14 protein-coding genes and 1 pseudogene are annotated in these 18,192 nt (G+C 61.0%); 4 read left to right on the top strand and 11 right to left on the bottom strand.

Annotated features, from left to right (window positions below; genetic code table 11):
- Positions 1 to 249 precede the first annotated feature (249 nt).
- Positions 250 to 423, top strand: a complete 174-nt coding sequence (locus AAHG09_RS30790) for a winged helix-turn-helix transcriptional regulator (RefSeq protein ID WP_342111989.1) — start codon at positions 250 to 252, stop codon at positions 421 to 423.
- Between the two features lie 1,024 nt (positions 424 to 1,447).
- Here the strand turns inward: AAHG09_RS30790 and repB are convergent.
- Positions 1,448 to 2,455 (bottom strand): plasmid partitioning protein RepB, encoded by a 1,008-nt coding sequence (gene repB / locus AAHG09_RS30785; RefSeq protein WP_342111987.1) that lies wholly within the window; start codon positions 2,453 to 2,455, stop codon positions 1,448 to 1,450.
- The gene (repA, locus tag AAHG09_RS30780; protein WP_342111985.1) at positions 2,452 to 3,681 is read right to left on the bottom strand and encodes a plasmid partitioning protein RepA; all 1,230 of its coding nucleotides are present in this window, start codon (positions 3,679 to 3,681) and stop codon (positions 2,452 to 2,454) included. Before repA ends, repB begins: the two co-directional genes overlap by 4 nt.
- Before the next feature lie 451 nt (positions 3,682 to 4,132).
- On the opposite strand from repA, the gene AAHG09_RS32020 reads away from it, so the two are divergent.
- Positions 4,133 to 4,261, top strand: coding sequence for a hypothetical protein (locus AAHG09_RS32020; RefSeq protein WP_412760114.1), 129 nt, complete (start codon positions 4,133 to 4,135; stop codon positions 4,259 to 4,261).
- A gap of 91 nt (positions 4,262 to 4,352) precedes the next feature.
- On the opposite strand, the gene repC is transcribed toward AAHG09_RS32020, so the two are convergent.
- The 8 genes and pseudogenes from repC to AAHG09_RS30735 form a co-directional block, all read right to left on the bottom strand.
- Complete coding sequence (gene repC, locus AAHG09_RS30770; protein ID WP_342111984.1) at positions 4,353 to 5,507, bottom strand: plasmid replication protein RepC; 1,155 nt, start codon at positions 5,505 to 5,507, stop codon at positions 4,353 to 4,355.
- A gap of 176 nt (positions 5,508 to 5,683) precedes the next feature.
- Positions 5,684 to 5,914, bottom strand: coding sequence for a hypothetical protein (locus AAHG09_RS30765; RefSeq protein ID WP_342111983.1), 231 nt, complete (start codon positions 5,912 to 5,914; stop codon positions 5,684 to 5,686).
- 1,918 nt (positions 5,915 to 7,832) lie between these two features.
- Positions 7,833 to 8,618, bottom strand: a complete 786-nt coding sequence (locus AAHG09_RS30760; RefSeq protein WP_342111982.1) for an SDR family NAD(P)-dependent oxidoreductase — start codon at positions 8,616 to 8,618, stop codon at positions 7,833 to 7,835.
- A gap of 322 nt (positions 8,619 to 8,940) precedes the next feature.
- Positions 8,941 to 9,450: pseudogene (locus AAHG09_RS30755) on the bottom strand (methyl-accepting chemotaxis protein); the annotation flags it as partial.
- Between the two features lie 17 nt (positions 9,451 to 9,467).
- On the bottom strand, positions 9,468 to 9,887 hold the full coding sequence (locus AAHG09_RS30750; protein WP_342111980.1) for a hypothetical protein: 420 nt from the start codon (positions 9,885 to 9,887) through the stop codon (positions 9,468 to 9,470).
- A 161-nt stretch (positions 9,888 to 10,048) separates the two neighbouring features.
- Positions 10,049 to 12,253: a patatin-like phospholipase family protein gene (locus tag AAHG09_RS30745; protein ID WP_342111978.1), complete on the bottom strand. Its 2,205-nt coding sequence runs from the start codon at positions 12,251 to 12,253 to the stop codon at positions 10,049 to 10,051.
- Between the two features lie 510 nt (positions 12,254 to 12,763).
- Positions 12,764 to 15,073, bottom strand: coding sequence for a P-loop ATPase, Sll1717 family (locus AAHG09_RS30740; RefSeq protein WP_342111975.1), 2,310 nt, complete (start codon positions 15,071 to 15,073; stop codon positions 12,764 to 12,766).
- A gap of 653 nt (positions 15,074 to 15,726) precedes the next feature.
- On the bottom strand, positions 15,727 to 16,194 hold the full coding sequence (locus tag AAHG09_RS30735) for a hypothetical protein (protein WP_342111973.1): 468 nt from the start codon (positions 16,192 to 16,194) through the stop codon (positions 15,727 to 15,729).
- 271 nt (positions 16,195 to 16,465) lie between these two features.
- Between AAHG09_RS30735 and AAHG09_RS30730 the strand changes: the two genes are divergently transcribed.
- Together AAHG09_RS30730 and AAHG09_RS30725 are read left to right on the top strand one after the other, a co-directional pair.
- Positions 16,466 to 16,852, top strand: coding sequence for a DUF2188 domain-containing protein (locus AAHG09_RS30730; RefSeq protein WP_342111971.1), 387 nt, complete (start codon positions 16,466 to 16,468; stop codon positions 16,850 to 16,852).
- Entirely contained in the window at positions 16,837 to 17,616 is a 780-nt protein-coding gene (locus AAHG09_RS30725; protein ID WP_342111969.1) for a hypothetical protein, read from the top strand. Before AAHG09_RS30730 ends, AAHG09_RS30725 begins: the two co-directional genes overlap by 16 nt.
- Positions 17,617 to 17,942: 326 nt before the next feature.
- Here AAHG09_RS30725 and AAHG09_RS30720 read toward each other — a convergent pair.
- On the bottom strand, positions 17,943 to 18,192 hold a 250-nt coding region (locus AAHG09_RS30720; RefSeq protein WP_342111967.1), incomplete at its 5' end, for a transposase.

Here is an 18,192-nt window from a genome sequence, read left to right as displayed (position 1 = left end):
GCAGCGTCAGGTAGGGCGCAACCAGCGCCCATTCCTCATCGGAAACGTCGGACGAATACGGCTTGCGGGCAATGCTCATGCCCGCCCATCTGAGCATCAGCCCGACCCAGGTCCATAACAGCCTCTAATCACAGTTCGTCGTTAGGTACCGTGAGGCGACCTAGTAGCCTGGAGTATCCCGCTGATGGCGGCATCATCCTCCGACGACCTCGAGCTGGACCGCGTTATCCTTCAGCATATCACGAGTAGATGGACGTTGCCGGTTCCGGCCTGCCTCTGCGACAGCGCCATGCAATTTACCCGCTGCGCCGAGCGCAGACAGGCATCACTCATAAGGCGCACACGCAGTTCCTGCGCAGGCTCGAGGCGAACGGGCTTGTCAAGCGGTCCATCGCCAGCACGACTCCAGTGGCTGTCACCTAAGAGATCTCGCCGCTTGGGCGGTCGTTGGAACCCCATCTCAAGGGCAACTTGTCGTGGGCAGCGATAGCACGGAGATGAGGTCAGGGCGGTGCAGCAGGCATTCGCCGCTGCCAGCGTATGAAACCACGACTGAAACTTGCCTCGCGACAACGTGGCAAATGTCGTGACAGGTTAAGATCTATATAGGAAGAAACGCCCACTTCGACCGCATGCTAGCTGCTGCCCCCTCCCCGACCCGAAGTTGCTCGATGGTCGGCGCCTGTTGAGCTCGGAGAAGCGCCAACAGCTGTCATGTTGGATAGGTCAGGTCGATACTGGAGCATTAGATGGAGCATTGCTATGCACACGATCCTATGCTCCGCGCCGGCAATCAGGCTAGATACCGGTTCGGGTTCGATACGGTGGCGTCCGTCGTTTTGCATTCTCTGATCGTCGGAAAGACCCGCGCTTGGAAACCTACGCGTCTGATCGACGGAAGGTAGTCGAGGAGACGTCTGCACCGTCCGCAGCCCCCTCCCCCCGACACAGGTTTCGGTCAGCTTCGTTCCACGTGAGACACCCGACCGCGATCGCGGGATGGGCGATACGCCCGGGGTGTCACATCACGAAGAGATCCTCGGCGGCGGTAATGACCTATCGTGCCGGGGGCTGGACCATAGTCGTGCGGAAGCAGGGCAAACTCCCAAATCAATGGAGTTCCATCAGTAGCTGGTCGTGCACCGCGAATTCGACGATGTTCTCGATCCTGGGGTCGTACTCTGGGATCGCATGCGGCCGAACGCGATCCGCCCCCGAAAATGAGGTACAGGCAACTCTTTGAACGCTTTCGGAACATGAATGCGCCGGAAGCAACTTGCGGCGTTCCCCGCCATGTCGACTAGGATGACACGCGCCTTGCCGTTCCGTCATCGACGTTGCCGCAGGAACGCGTAGACATCGTTTGCCTGGACTCTGCCGAGGGGAAGTGGCCTTTCGAGACCTTCCCCCCCTCCCCTGCCCGTTCGTACCCTGCTTGCTTTCGAAACTATCCCCTCGCCGCTCTGTATGCGGCTAGCAGTTCCGGGAGGCGTTCGGCTAGGTACTCACCGAAGCCGGGCTCGACCTGCTCGTCTGTCGTCAATCGAATACCCGTCGAGCTTCGTTCGACGCTGGCGAAGCGTACCCCTTTCGCATCCTTGACCGCTTCGAACTTCGGCTTCGATTTTCTAATCGATGGCGGACTAAGCGCAGCGAAGATCGCCGCGAAACGCTCGTCCGAGGTTCGTCCCGCAAGTTTCGGTGAAGCTAGGGTCGCCGATATGAGCTCGGGAGTCGCGGCCTTTATGCGTTCCGCGAACGTCAACCAACGAGGGCGACCCACCTTCGGAGCGGGGCCGATCTTCTCGAGTACCAGCTGAGGTATTGCGTTCGCCACCGCCAGATAGTTGACGAGATCTGGGCGATGAACTCCCATCGCTTTGAGGATCACGTCCCGGGTAATTCCCGCTTTAACCATATTATGCGCGAAATACGCTCTTTCGATGTAGCTAAGATCCTCGCGAGCCAGGTTCTCCGACCCCTGAGCTACGATGAGATCCGCATCGCTCAGCTGTCGAATCACGGCGCGGACGGGCTTGCCCAATGCCCTCGCCGCTCGCGTGCGGCGCCTGCCGTATGCGATCTCGAAATGCCCAGGTAGATTTGGATGGGTTCTGACTAGAATGGGGGTATGCTGTCCTTCTTCGCGGATCTGCTCGACGAACGCATCGAATGTGTGATCGGTCGGATCTGGGATTCGATCGACGAGTTCGGACGGTTGGCACAGATCGGGGTCGAGTTCGACAATCGTATCGGCGGGATCCGCTTGGTTGGATTGCGACGCGGCCCACATCGCCGCCACCGAACGTGCCGCGTTAGGCCGTTTGTCGGGGGAGGGCGTCGTAGCACCTGCTACTCCCGGCCAACTCGTTGAAGTATCGACGTTCCCTGGATCGGAGGCATCGACTTTCACGGGCGTACCCATGATGGCGCTCAGCCGCTTCTTCTGGCTCACGACCGCCCCCATGCCCGAGCCATCAGTTCTTCGATCTCGCCATTGACGGCATCCAGCGCTTCCAGCGCTCTTCGATAGGTGGAACCGGTGACCTCGTCCCTTCGCAACGGCGTCTCGTAGACGGTTTGACCTCGCAGGCCCGAGTTCGAGATCGCGGCTGATTGGAGCATCGCCTTAGACAACACGCGTTCGCCGAAGAGACTGCGTAGCATCGCCACGACCTCGGCCTGCGGCGTATCCTGGGGCTCGAACCGCGTCACGAGATAACGGAACCAGTCGTGGTCGGGGGCAGCCCCCTGCTCTCTCAGCGGTGCCATCAGCTCGTCCATCATCTTGAGGAACTGGCGCATGCTCGATACGTCGAGCATCTGTGGATGGATGGTCACAAGCAACGACGTCGCGGCGCAGAGAGCTGCTATGGTCAAGTATCCCAGCCTGGGAGGGCAATCGATGACCACGACATCGTAGCTCGCGGCGATCTGATCGAGGGCCAAGCCGATCCGTGCGAAGAACGGCGGCTCTGAATCGTTCGTGCCGCGTCTCGTCGACTGAAGCGGAGCCTCGAACTCGAAGACCTCCAACTCGAGATCCGCGGCAACAAGATCCAGACCGGTGAAATAGGTACGCATGATCACGTCCTCGAGCGGTCGCCTGCCCGGGCCGTACTGTATCGCGTCATAGATGGTAGGGTAGGGGTGCCGCGCGTTCTCGGGCCTGACGCCAAACAGGGTCGATAGGCTTGCTTGAGGATCCAGATCAATCGCAAGTACCCGGTAGCCTCGCAATACAAGGGATTGCGCAAGATGCGCCGAAGTGGTCGTCTTGCCGGACCCGCCCTTGAAATTGACGCAGGCCACGACCTGTAGATGCTCGCCCTTGTCCGGGTCCCGATGAGGGACGTATCGTTTACCAACCCTGTCGATCTCGTTCAGATGCGCACGCAATGCGTGAATGTCTGCCAGGGTGTACATGCGACGTCCGCCCGCGACGACCTCCGGCGGGGATACAAGGAGTTCAGGCGAGAGCTGCCTGACCCGGCTGTCGGTCAGACCGAGGATTCTCGCGACTTCCCCGGAGGTGAACCGGCGTAGCGTCTTTGCCTCGGATGGAGAGAATACCACGGAAGCGATTTCCCGCAGCTTCGAACCCAGTACCTCGGCATCTCGCCCGGCAGTCTGGTTCGAGACGCGCCCCGAAGGAGCGTCGGATCGGGCAGGCTTGGCCATAGCAGTGATCTCGTTTGCGGTCGAACGCTTGAAATCACCAAAACGGCGTGAATGGAAGCGTCCCCGTAGCGTGGCGGACATAGCGGGTAGGGCGTGTATCCATCCGGCGACACGAAGGAGCGGAGGGAGGTCGATGTCGTCCAAGTGATCCACGATTCGGCTTCGCACCGCGGGGGCGTTCCTTCCAAGAAGATGCCGTCATTTCGAAGCAAAGGATTGAATTCCGTCAACTCGCACGACAAAGCGGAATGACATGGCCGTGCAAAGAGATGGATAGATTCTTAGCCCCGGGTGGCTCGCCCCTCGGTACGGCTCTAAGTCCAAAAGACGGACGACATCACCAAATTTTCGAAGCCGTACCCACAACCTCGAACTTGCCTACATCAGTAACGATACCGATCATGGGCTGACCAAACCACATCACCCCTGGACGAACTTCCAGGTCGTGAGGATGGACCGTACGATCAAGGACGCGACGGTCGAGCGCTACCACGATGTCGGCCACCCGCAACTCCATGCGCACTCGGCCGACATCGTCCGCACCTACCACACTGCCCGCCGCCTCGGAGTACTGCGATAGACAACGGACAAGATAGCTTCGACGCAAGCGTTCGAACTCGAGCCCGTTCGATCCGTCCGCTTCGACTTTGGCTGAGGAGACGCACCGGCGATCACATCATTCGCCGTCTGCGCATACCCATCAATTCGGACCTCAGATCGTAGCGGCTCTCGACCGCCATCCGCACCAGTTTCCGGAAGTATCCTCCAGGATTCTTGATATGAAGCCGACCACTGCTCACGTCGTCGTCGTGGAGCTGGGCGACGATTATGACAAGGACTGCAGCCCGAAGTCTACCAAGACCGACGCAAGCCTCCGCCCATGCGGAAGGATGTGCACCGATCGAAGCTCGAAGATCGGCTCCTAGGATGGCGATTGCCTCTGGCGTCATCGCTTGTCCAGGCGCGAAATCTCTCACAACTGGGCAGGCTTCGACCAACAAGTCTCCTTCGAAGCTGGCCTCCGTTCGACCAGTGGGGCAGGGCGCTTCAGCTTTCCTCGGAAAGCCTTGCTTACAAGATTCGCTAGGGTAGTCGTTGTTTGTTTCTTTATGCCGGCTTTGATTGCCGGCACAGGCGGCTTGAAAGAAGCGCTCTTCAGCCGTTTGACGAAGATCCATCCACGCTCTCAGAAGATCGGATGATGGATCGCGCTCAGATCGACGCTTAGGCGAAGTAGCGGTTAGCTCACGAACTCGATGGACGAGATCGTCATACGACACATGCGAATATGAAGCGGCGATCTTGTCGATGGCTTCTGCGACTGCGCGACGACACGCCGTAAGCTGATCGAAGGAACGACGCTTAGCCTCCGCATGCGCGGCGATGATCTTGATACGCTCGGTCCATTCGCCTGCCCGGGCAACCAGCGGTGTCAGATCGAAGCCGAACGCATCGACTACGGTTCCATCGGGCGCTCGCACAGCATAACGCTTACCGTTGGGGGAATCCTTCGGCGTCAAGATCTCGAGGCCGATGAGATCGCGCAACGCATAACGGACCGCTCGCTCGGACAAGCCGGTACGTTCGGACAGTCGTTCGTTCGACGGCCAGACCAACAGCCTGGGCCAAGGTTGCTCGCCCCAGACTGCCGAGAGTTCGGCCAGGACTTGTCGCATCGCAGGACGCAATTCCAGCGCTTTGGCTGCGTCGCGGACACACGCCGCCAACTCGCGTCTGGAGATGGTTCGCCCGTCGTCGAGCGAACGCTTCCGTCCGGCAAGCGCAGCCCGCGTCAACGGGCGCCCACCGGTTTGTACTCTTTCCACTCCTGCCTCCGTTCGAAAGGCAAAGCGGGACCGTTCACCCGTCAGGGTGTCATTGACCGGCCATTCGAGGGAGGCTACAAAGGGGTGCGAATCGCTCCGCAGCCTTCCTCCGGACGGTAATGTGGATCCGTAAAGGTCTCGAAGCTTGCCGGCTTCGGGGCCTTTTCGCTTTGCTGCTACGACATCGATTTCTCCTCCGCGAAGGCGGAAGCCAGTGCCCAATCGACTGCTTCGGATCGGTTCCTGAACCGGCCCTGTTCGATCGCCTGATCGATGAGGGCGCGAGTAGAGGCACACAGCCACACGCTCTGCTGCACCATGCCCTTTTGCCGAAGGGCATCGCGACGCCGAGCTTGCCGACGACGATCGCCGGCGGTGAGTTCTGCCAACCGTTCCTCTGCCGTCATCGGTGAACACCCGATTCTGCCAACGTGACAACCCATGTGGGCCGATTCGGCTATCGGAAGCAATGGCTGACCAAACTCTGAGTCCTTGGGACCCTGACGGATTGGCCAAGTTCCGTGTGGATGGAGCGGATTCACCGGAGATTCGAACGTTGATTGCGCGCTGAAACCGAATCAGCCATCCAATATGGCGCGAATCGGCTCTCTCAGAATCATCCACCTCTCTTTCGAGACAGAGATCGATTCGACGACAAGACTTTTCTCGACTCCCGAGGATGCAAAATTTGCATCCCCGCCGCCGATAAGGGCTATACGGAGTCCTCGCATCATCGTGGCCGATGCGGTTCGGACGTGGTGTCTCTCGTAAGACGGTGCCGTGAGACGCTGGCCAAGCGACGCTGGAACAATCCGAGTGTACGCGTGGCGTACGTTTCCAACTCCGGGCTCGCACGACGCGGAAGCTATCGTCGTCCGCGGGAGGCGCCGCACGAGAGAGATCTCCCCATACGGATTGTTGACTCGAACCGCGGGGGAACCGCCAACGACGACTGGACCTACATGCGCTTCGACGTTGCTGAATCGACAGCTCCGTCGTTTGCCAACCAGCAAATCATGTTAAACCAAAAGTTGTGACGCTGTAGCGGTACCCTCGACTGCTTTGATGCGAGGCGTGCGAGCGAATAGTTCCTTGTCCAGAAGCAACAGCAGTGAGGCGGCGGCCTTGAAACCGCCCGTCGGTAATAATAGTACGCAAGGTCCGGTTTGGTCATCCGTTTCCCAAGGCGTACAGGTCGATCGCCCAACCAAGCCCATAGACCGAAACTCGTCGTACAAGCTTCTTCGACCATACGCTGGTGATTGTCGTAGGAGCGGCTTCGCCAATAGCCGTCGGCGATGATCGCGGCGATATCGGCATGATTGGATCCCGCCGGAAGCAGGCTATGTATGCACTGAGTGTATCCTGTGACCGAAATAGGCAATGACGTTCGGAGCCGACGCCTATTCGCCGTTTGGAGATCCGAAATCGGCCATGACCATCTTGACTTGTACTCCGGGTAGCAAGGAGGGAGTGGAAGCCTACGATGGGGATGCTGATCCAAGCCGGCGATCCGTGCGATCTCGTACTCCCATGGTCCGCGGACAAGCCTGCGATAGGAGAGGCCTTGGGGACCGATCGCCAGGCCGTACAGCAATTCGGAAGCCTCGACATCGATGCAATGAGCGCGCGACGGATAGGTTGTTTCACCTTCGACGGCTGACGGAATCGTCAATGTTGCATCCGCTTCCGCGTCGGAAAGCATCGCATAATATCTGAACGTATACCCGTTGACGTAGGCGACCAAGGCCGTCCCTTGTGCATCGACGACTGTCCGGCCGGATTGCCTAAGTATCTGGAGGCTTGCCTCCATCATCAGGAAGAGGGCCTGATCGCGATCGATGGGGATACATTCGGAATGGCGGGTTCGCATGAGGGCCTCACGTATGGACCCTTCTTCAGATCACCTGGTTTATCGAGGTTGTAAAGTGTCCGCCGTCAGCACCCGTCGGACCGAGCGAGGGCCATCGCGGACGTAGGATGGCTGGTCCATCCTATCCCTCGAGATTGAGGATGAAGCGGGGTCGGTATGGAGGCGAGCAACTCTCGACCGTCGCGGATCGCCACCGCCCCCAGCTGCCGAAGCGGTTGCGCTGGGACACCACGTTTACGCGCGATCCACCACTCCTTCACTCATACACAACCGCGTAGGATTCCGACTTGGTCATGAGTTGGGCTGATCCTCGCTGAAGACGAACTGAAAGGGCGGGAATGGCCAGACACATCGAAGAGATTGCGCCCTACGAAGTAGAGGGGGGATGGGCCAGCTCGAGGTCCGCCAGGGGCAAGTTTGTTCGATGCCGGGGTTCATACAGCGGGTCGATTTCATCGTTCTCTCAGGGATGGCTTCGACGCGTCCGCCTTTTTACGCTTGTAGGTCCCCGTGACGATCACGAGCCGAAGCGGCGGTGAGGGGGCGTCGGCAAGCCGGAAAATGGCCTCCACTCTCTGCTGGTCATGGTCCGGCTCCCGCCAGGGGGAAGCGCGCTCCGTCTGTTCCAAGCCGCGCAAAGTCTCGATTTGATCGGCAGCTCCGCCCGAGGTTCGTTTCGAGGACGACGAATTATCCTTTTGGAACCCGTACGGATAGACAACGCTGACATGGATGCCCAACGGCGCCATTTCACGAGCAAGCGCCTCGTAGGATCGCCTCCGTCCTGGCGCCAGAGCCAAGAATGCCGGGTGGTGCTCCGTTTCCGGGGAGCTGACCGCATGGATTCGGATGATGCGCCCGGCATGTTGCTGTTGCAAGACCGGGATCGCACTGTGCACGATGTCGATGGTGCCGGCCTGCTCAGTCGCCGCAATTGAGTGCGTCCCGCTGGGGACCGATTTCTCCGTGATTGCACTCTCGGTTTCCGCGTCGTTGACTACCACGACGTCCAGTCTGCCGAAGCGGTCGATCGCGAGGCGCACGGCTCGATCCGCTTCCGCTGGATCGTTCGCGTCGAACTCCATGAGAACGACACGGCCGTTCGCAAGTTCCGCCAAAGGGCTTAGATCGCGGCCGCAGGCGACAATATTGTCACCGGCAGTTGCGATCGCTTCAGCCAGAGAGCGGCCGAGACCATCTGAAGCGTCGGCGACGAGCCAAGTACGTTCCCCGGCCATGTGATGATTCCACTCCGGCACCCGTCCTTAAAATCAGTTTGTCCGCCATCTCCTTATCACAACATGGCAGCTGAAGGCAGTCACATCGGCGGATTTGTCGACCTAATCTAGCCCATCATCTGCAAGAATGCAGCAGCACGTTGTAGACATTCAGAAGCGCTATATTTGACCTCGACGCACCTCGTTCGTTTATGGCGATCGGCACGATTGTGGCGGCCGAAGCCGATGCGGCTGAAAGCCTTGATCCAGCATACTTCGGAGCGACCCCACTGTGCGTTCGGAAGGCGAGGGGATTGGATCGGGCTACTCGGACCGTCGCTAGTTAGCGGCCAGCCTCGGCGTTGAGATGCTCTGACTGGTGCGATAGTTCGACAGCCGCACCAAGGACTTGGCTCGCTTCTGCTCCAGTGTACTCGGCAGCCCCGGCGACGCCTAAGACGTTGCCTGTCACCTCGCCGGTGCCCATCGCCGCCTGGGCGACGTTGCGTACAATCTTCTGGGTCGCCGCGCCCCGGTCCTCGACCGCGGCGGCGATCAAGCTTGCGACATCGTTGATCTCCCGGATCCGATCGGTAATCCCGGTGATCGATGAAACTTCTTGGCCAGTCGAGGCTCAGGTTTACCCGATCTGGCTGGCGATCTCCCCAGTCGCCCGGCAGATCTGCTCGTTGAGCGCCTTAACCTCGGCGGCCACCACCGCGAAATCTTTGCCGGTCGTACCGGCCCGTGCCGCCTCGATCGTGGCATTCAGCGCAAGCAAATTCGTCTGCCCGGCAATGTTCGAGATCAGGCCGACGACATGCCCGACCCGAGAGACGGCGGCGCTGAGTTCCGTTTCGTAAAGGGCCGCTACCGCATGGTCTGAACGAAGCGGATTTCGAACCCACCGTTCAGGGCGAGGCGGCGGAAACCGTCGGATGCATCCGGCTCCGGATGCGGCATGCCTTCCCAAACAACGACAGCGAGCAGCCGGTCGATGCCGCCCTCGTGGGCGATGGTATGCGCCTGGCGGACGAGTTCGTGATTTGCGGCCACGAAGCCGTTCCCGAATCCGGCCTCAAGCACCACCAAGCCACCGTCCGCACGGACGCGGTCGATCACCCGATCGAAGCTCTCTCCCCAGTCACCGGGTCTGTCCACGACCGAGGTGCTGCGGAAGCGTCGCGGGGGGTAGGGTAGTACGACACGCCGCCGCAATCCCAGGGACGCCGCTTCCTCCTGGGCGATCAGGTCCGCCCCGCATGCGGCGGACGAGACCAGGACGGTCACGCCTTCCTCCAACAGCAGGGCTCGAAGCCTGTTGCGGACGATCGGAACGTTCCGAAGCGGGAAGACGGGACGGGAGGTCCCAGGTGGGTCGATCCTGCGCCCGGCCAATGCCGCGACGGCAAATCCCGTCCGAGCAGTCATGTTCGCCCCCGTTTCGGCGATTATCCTCTGCCGCTCGGATACGATCCGAAGCGGCGACGCAGCCACCGCACGGGCCGGGATAGCCTTACCTTGCGCAGCATCGAGTATCGACCGCACTCTAGCGCGTAGGCGAAGTCGTCATGCTCGCGCCCGTAGGTCCCAGGTTCCATCATGCGTCGGACACGGAGGAACGGCCAGGCTTCCCGGTATTCCCTGGTGTCGGCGAGTGCCGAGGGCCGCGCTCGGAAATCCAGGTCCGCGATCCGGTAGCCGGCGAACATCAGGCCGTCGCACTCGTCCGACGAGAAGTCGTCGAGGTCGGTGCGGATGGCCGAGAGGGCGCGCTGAACGCGCTCGTCCAATCCCGATTCCACCCCGTCCGCCGCCATCGCTGCGCTGGGCGCACGTTCTCCGCCGATCCAGGTCACCTCCGAGGTCGCCAAGCCGGCCCTCAGGTGCAGGAAGCGGAGTTCGCGCAGGCGCCGCGAGCGTGATCCTGCAAGGAGGTTGCGGAAGGTGGAACGGCGTACGGCGTCCATGAGGATGTCGTTCGCCCTTTTGAGGACGTATGGCGCGAAGGAACGTGGCTTCGGCTCGATGTCGAGCTGCCCACACCCGTCGCTCACGATCAAGGACGTGCAATCCTGTTCCACGAGGCCGAAGACGCCTTGATTGTCGTGCACGCCTCCATCCGACAGCCGGACGCTCCTGCCCGGATAGAGGCCGTCAAGGCGAAGGGGAGGGAAGACCCCAGGCACCGCCGCGGAGGCCGCGACCGCAAGCCAGATCGGCATGGCGTCGTGCGGTCGCGGCGCCTGTCCGGATACGTAGAGACGACGCAGCCGCTCGCCGGCGTCGATTTCCGGTTCGATGTAGGTCGGCGGCTCGCCCATCCATCGTGCCGTGAACTGCCAATTATGCCCTGTATTCAGGGTCGTGGCGTTGATGATGAGGATGGGTACCTTCGCGTTCCGGCGCCAATTGTGCTGCTTCGGATTGAAGTCCCCGCCGCGATGGCCACGCGGCGTGAACACCAAGCCGGCCAACGTCGGATAGGGTCTCTCCCGTGTGGCATAGAGGGCCGATCCGAGCATGGATCCGGTCACGAGCGTGCGGTTGCGAAAGCCTCTTCGAACGGAGCGTACAATCGCGCGCGTACGGATGTCGCTCCGCACTGCTTCCACGAGGCGCTCCCGCACCGAAGCGACTACCTCCACGTAGTCTGCGCGCGTCATGTCCACGTCGCTGACGGCACGCAGCTTGTCCTGCAGCACGAGGTAGTACAGCGCGCCCAGGATCGAGCCGCCAGAGACGCACGAGATGACCTCGACATGGCGGAGCAGGTCGAGTTCGGCCAAGCGCGCGAGCGTGCCGATATGGAACAAAGCGGCGCGGAAGCCACCTCCCGAGAGCGCAAGTCCGAGCTTGCCGGCGACGAGGGCTTCGGCGGCTGCATCGGTCACCAGGGGGGCGATCGCATCGAGGGCCTGGCTTCTCGCTTCAGCCTCCTCGTAACGCACAAAGGCGAGCGCGGCCAACTGGCGGGCGACGCTTTCCTGCTGCCAATCATCCGGTGCGAACCGGGCGACCGCTTCCGCGAGTATACGGTTCGTCGTGCCGACCTCCCCGAGACCGAAATGAGCCTCTGCGATCGTGGCGGTTCGCCACCAATGCGACCCTTCCGCGTCGATGTTCGATCCGCCGTCCCTATCGCAGACGGCCCGCCTGACGTCCGTCGCCTCGTCGCGCAGCGCCTCGGCGCGCTCGGATGGATCAGGCGCGCAGGCGGTCGCCTCCTCGTGCGCCATCAGATCGAGGACGAAGGCGACGTTGACGGACGAGTAGGACCATCCGTCACGATCGCCGCCGGCAAGCCCGGCCGCCTGTGCTCGACGATAGTAGCGAAGCGAACGCGTGAGCGCGCGTGCGTCCCCGGCTACGGTCCAGATCCGCTTCTGGATGGCGCCGGCGAGATTGAGGGTTTCCACGACCAGAGTGCCCGCCAGATCCGCGCGTTCGCACAGGAGGCTATGGGCCATGTCCAGGGCTTGTTCGGCCCGGAGCTCGTTGTCCTTGTATGTAGCGAACGCGAGCTTGAGCACGAGCTCCCGATCAGTTTCGGGAAGCAATCCCGGCGAACCGACGAAGCCCTGCAGATAACGTCGCGCTTGCCCGAACTCCTTGGTCCGGAACATGCGCTCGACCATGGCGAAATCGGCTTGCATCGACGAGATCCCACATGCTCGGGTGTTCGTATCCACGCTGCCCCGCCGATCCATCGATCCCGACGGTCCCCTCCATCGTCGGCCCGATCGGGCGACGGGCCCCAGGGCCACGCCCATCGTCCTAGACCATCTTTTCGATGGTATGGGCGCGATCCGGTGACGAACGGGAAAGGCGGAAGGACGTCGCCAACTAGCGCATACCGCGTCCGGCCGTACGGTGCGCTGCGATTATCGCAAGTCGTCCAGGTTCGAGTACCCTCTACCGGGAACCCACCGAAACGGCGACCTCGGATCGCGTCGAACGACGCAGAGCCGATAGACGGTCGGGGACGGATCCGCGACATCGACCGCCGCCAAGCCCCCTTTCCGCCGATCGAATTGCCAACACGTGATCGGTCGGGTGACGAGGTCATGCGGTCGGCGTTTATCGATCGTCGTCGGACAGCTGCCAGGGACCGGCGCGACGATTGGCGGCCGGTCGGCAGCGCCCCCGGACGATCCCCCTGCACGTCAGTTCAGTTCCAGACCCGGCCAGAACGCCGGGTTGATCTGCAGAAGCGGATCGTCGGACGTGGATTTCTGTATGAGGATGCCCAGGCGTTTGCTATCGTAGTTGACATCGTAGATGTACGTGAAGTCGGGCCCGGACCTCTGGATACCCAATACGCCGTGCCACAAGAGCAGATTGAACACAGGTTCGATCGATGCCTCGTCCTTTATGCATCCGCCGAGAACGCCTTTGATCTCCGAAAGGCGCATCTCGCGTCGTTCGCCCAGCAGGCAGTACAGGACGTCCGAAAGGGGCAGGACGTCGCGTATCTCGAGATCGATCTCGGTCACGACATCCGTGGAATAGATCGATACGCCCTTCAGGATATCGTCCTCATCGACTCGGGATCGGTCGAAGTTGACCGCGCTGTCCAGGCAGTGGTTGATCAACCGCAGGAGGTACCGGGGTCGCATGAGCGAGTGCCGGATCAGATACGCCAGCGAATCCTCTCCGTTGACGAGCGGCACGCATATGGCTCCCCACATGTTCTCGATCGAACTGGCGGCATCGAATCCGTTGAAGATGAGTCTCCGCCTTACCAGCTGCTTCAGGAGATCGCCGTCGACCCAATCGACGAGAACCTTCGTATCCTTTCCTCTGTCGGGTGTTTCGGAGAGAAGCACATCGTAGATGTCGTTTCGTAGAAAGACGTTGAACTTCAGCTTCGTTCCCGCACGTCCGAAGTCGTTCCGCAGCTTCTTCCCGGCGTCGATCAGGGTACGGACCATGATCAGGTCGGCCGGCTCGAGTCCGCTGGCGTTCCACCCCTTGTCGATGTTGTCGAACAGGATATGGACTTCGCTCTTGTTCCTTGCGTAACCCTCGATCTCCCGCCGGAGACGCTGAAGCTCGGTCTGATGCATTATGTTCGTCAGCTGACCGTGCGTCAGCGCGACGTCGACGGTTGCGCCGAATTGATGACGAAACTTCTCACCCATCCGCTCGATGAGGCGGATCAATCTATCGGAGAAATCTATACCCTCGGTGACCGGTTCCGCCCGGAAGTAACCCAGCAACCGCTGGTATGGCTCATATAGAAGGTGGTTGCGCTTGTGGACTTCCTGATCCTTCTCGATGATCTTGGCACTGATCTCCAACAGGAGAACGTATTCCCAGAACGCCGATAGCAGGAATTCCTTGCTGCCGGAGGCGAGGAAGGTCAGAATGAGATCCTTCAGCTTCTTGAGCTGATAGCCCTCCGGGCTGAGGTCGACTATGACCTTGGATCGATCGCTCTTCAGGTGCTCCCTCGCCCTCACGTAGACCGCGGTCTTGCCCGACCCCTTCCGGCCCACGACGATGCTGGCCCGCCCGTCGACGACCTGTCGGAATTCGCCGCGTTCCAGGAAATACTCGTTGAGGGAGGATTCCTCGTTCTCCGCGGCCGGATCGCCCAGATTCAGATTGGCCAAGTCCGAGCCCCGCTTGGTCGGGTTCGACTGGCTGGCGAAGCGGAGGTCGTGGACCTGGGCTGCAAACCGCGTGAACGCGGTGGTCAAGCCTTCGTCCGACCGGAAGGCGACGACATGGGAAGCGACGTCGACCGGCGCCGGCCAATCGCCCTTCTTCAGCATGAGCGTGGGCTTCTCGAGGGCGTGGGCGATTCCACCGACGAAGGCCGCGCGCAGGTTGTGCGTCTGGGCGTTCTTCATCTCGGGATGAAGCAGCGGAATCATGATGCCGTACGACGAGGCGACGGCCCGGACGGCCTCCGAGGCCCCCAATCTCGTCTGCTCGTTGGGGTCGAAGGTCCTTGTCCGCAATCCCGCCTTTCGGCCACGCGTAGCGAGTTGCGCATATTCGTCGATCTTCACGCTCGGCAGGACGGCGTACATCGGCAATGGATCGTACGGAAAATCCGTGGCCATGCGCTGCCCGGTCCTGGCAGCGGCGACCTGATCGATTATGTCGGCATGACTGGAGTAGTTCTGGTGGATCAGCGTATCGAAGATGCCGATCGCTTGGCTTTCCGCGGTGTCGAACTCGAACGCAGTGTTGACGATCGGGATCACCCTCTTGCCGAGCCCGATCGCGTACCCCAACTCGTACGTGACGTTGAAGTTGAACCGCGTGATGTCGGCCAGGAAGACGTCGCAGTCGGCGATCGCCGTCAAGACAGGTTGTATGACCTCCATGCCTCCGAGGTCCGGCCGTTGCCAAATCGTGATCGCGATGTCCGTACGCTCGCGAAGAGCGGTTTCGCGGGTGCGCTTCATCACGTCCCCGATCTCGGTCGGGTTCCCTGGGTAGGCGATGAACACCTTGGGCATCTACGCCACCTGCAGCGAGCCGGTCCTGAGAGCGGCCCTACCTCTGCGGGATGGCCTGCCGGAACGTCAAGCATACCCACGTTCGCCCGTAGTCGGATGTGCGCCGGAGCCGGAGCGGGATTTTGGGACTTGCTTTTTGGTGCGTACGGCGACATGAAGATGTCACCCAACGGCTCGTGCGCGAGCCCTGTTCACCAACTCCCAGGGGTCGTTATGTAATTCTCCGCACTACCAAACCACTCCGTTCGGGACGGAGGTGAAACGAATTTCGAAAAGGGCATGCCTATGGCGTGCCCTTTCGCAATCTGGGTATGACGAGTCACGCGACGCTGGCGCAATCCCTGATCATAGGGATCCGACGACGGCTGCCACCGACATCCGTCGCGCCGGCATCCTCGTTTTCGAGGCTTCGACAAGGGCGAGCCGCCTTCCGGCGGACGTTGGATTGAACTCGGCTCGCCCACCTCCCGATCTCGTTCCGCAAGGGCGACTCGATTGCAGGTGACTCTCGACCGTAGAGACCAGCGGCAGAGTGGGTCTTGGCGCAGTGCGCCTCGGTAAGCCAGGGGGGGGATTAGACTGTAGCGACTGCGCGCAGGCCGGGTATCGGTCTAGCGATCCGCTCCCGCGCAGATCAAGCATTGCACCGAGCGCTACGCCGTGAAGTTGGCGAGATCTTGATATTTACCGTGGCCGTCCGGGATTTTGACTGTCCATCGTGACGTGTTGAAGAGGTCGGACACACCTCCGTTCCAATGCATTCCGGTCTTGAGATCGAACGCGGTCACGCGGTGATGATCGAATGTCGCTTGCAGCACGAAGGCATCGCTACCGAGATACAGCGCAGAAGAAATGCCGCCCTGCCGATGATAGCCGGGCGCGATGCAATCCGGTGTCATCGTCGGCCTGAGGCGCGCCTGTGGATAGTGGATGCAGTTCTCGTGGCCGAAATTCCGCTCCATAGCATGGGCGACGGGATAACTTCTTCCGTCGCCGTCGACGAATGCCGGATCCAGCAGATACTGGTTGTCCGCATCGAATGCTGCAATGAAACATATGCGCGGTTTCCCTGGCATCATACATAGAAGACACCCGCCGACCGGAACATCGACGATCTTCATTGACTCTCCGACAGCGAAAACGTCCATGAACCAAGCTCCGCAGCCCAGTACACCTGATCGGTGATCGACAGGTATATGGTATGACCGATGGCGTACCGAAGGCCGGACGCACGACAAAACCGGATCTCCGTTGCACCGAACGTGCGGGCGGCTAGCTTCGCCGGATACCCTTGCCTCGGCCTTGCCAAGGACGATTTCCCGCGCGAGAACATGTTGGCGCGATCGGCGCATCGATCCGACAGGGCGGCTTGACGCTGCGCAGAGACAACTGATGGCGACGGCCACGAAGACGAGCAAGTCGAAGTCTTATCGAGCCATCGGTGAAACATACGATGGCGTGCGAGTCCTGGCACCCAAGACGAAGTCGAAGATGTTTACCGAAGCGCAGGTCCGCAAGGCCATCGCAAGGGCGGTGACGGAGGTCACGGGCGCGGCACCCAAGAAGAGCCTCGCCAAGTCCGACGCAATTCGGGTGAAGAAGCGCGAAGACGGGCGGTTCGAGGTCAAGCGCGCGGGTGCCAAGAAAGCGAGCGCCGTGAAGGACACGCAGACGGCTGCGGTGGCCCGGGCGCGCGAACTCGACCCAGGGACCGCGCCGATCGTCAAGCGCGTACGCAAGTCGAGCGGGGGCAAGAGAGGAACGTGGCGCAAGGCGTGAAGCGGGAGACTCGGCGTGGGGCGGCAATGGCAGCGCCTGCGCCGAATCTCGACGTGTTCATCAATTGTCCGTTCGATGCTCAATACGATCCCTTCTTCTATGCGGCGGTGTTCACCGTGGTGCGGCTAGGTTACAGGGCGCGATGCGCTCTGGAAGCCGACAACGCGGGCGACAGCAGGCTTTTGAAGATCATCAAGATCATCGGCGAGTGTCGGTTCGCCATGCACGACATCTCGCGGACGGAGCTGAGCGAAACCACCAAGCTACCGCGATTCAACATGCCGCTCGAACTGGGGCTGTGGCTCGGCGCTCACCACCTGGGTGGGGCAGACCAATGCGATAAATCCTGTATCGTGTTCGACGTGGTCACGGACAGATACGGCAAATTCATTTCCGACATCAGCGGACAGGACATTCACGCTCATGACGGCAAGGTCGATCAGCTGATCTCCGAGCTGGCCGCGTGGCTGCGTCAACAAGGGGCCAAACACGTCGCGGGGGGCAAGGCGATCCTTGGAGAATATGAGCAGTTCCGCAAAATCCTGCCAATTATCTGCAGGAATCAGAACATGACCTCGGATGAACTCAAGTTTGCCGACTTCAATATCATCGTGACGAATTACATAGCTGATTTCATCCATCGCCCCGCCGAGCCTTCCGAAGCGACCAAGAGCGATCCGGCACCATCCCATGACCGGGCGGCTTCAGCAGCGACCATCGCATCGCCTCCCGCAGGCAATCGCCGCCCGAAAATCCTGCCGTAGCTCTCGCCGCCAGTTTGCCGCGTCTATGGTCAGGACGATGGTTCGTGGGCCTATGAAAGCTACGCCCGGACGGCTTGCTTGTCATCGACGGCCGGCCGCGGTTGGATCGGCGTGGAAAGCCTCATATTCAAAGGGAAGTATCGCACGAGGCTTGGCTGCGCTCGGTTGTGCTCACGGCGCGACGGACCTTGCAGGGCCACCGTCACGTCCGGCCGTCGACCGACGCTACTACCTGCACGCCGGGCGACCGCGGCCGTCCGGTCATGCTGCTGGCGCCGGCAGGTGTGATTAGGCGTGGAATAAGGGCTCTGACGCACTTTCGCTGATCATCCGGAGGTGAAGCCGATCAGGCGAGCTTGCAGCAGGTCAATCTTGCCGCGGCCGTACATCTGGCGCTTCACCAACTTGAGTTTGGTGATCTGCCCTTCAGTCTGGCCGTTCGACCATGGCAACGTGATCGCCGCCAGAACCGCAGGTTTGTCCTGACCCACGCCGCGGGCGAACGAGGCGACGAGGCCTGTGCCAGCACGCGTGAGCCACCCTTCGAGCCTGTCCGGCGCCATCGCCCGGACCATC

The organism is Methylobacterium guangdongense (assembly GCF_038442355.1).
GTDB lineage: Bacteria > Pseudomonadota > Alphaproteobacteria > Rhizobiales > Beijerinckiaceae > Methylobacterium > Methylobacterium guangdongense.
This window is presented reverse-complemented; position numbering and strand designations above follow the sequence as displayed.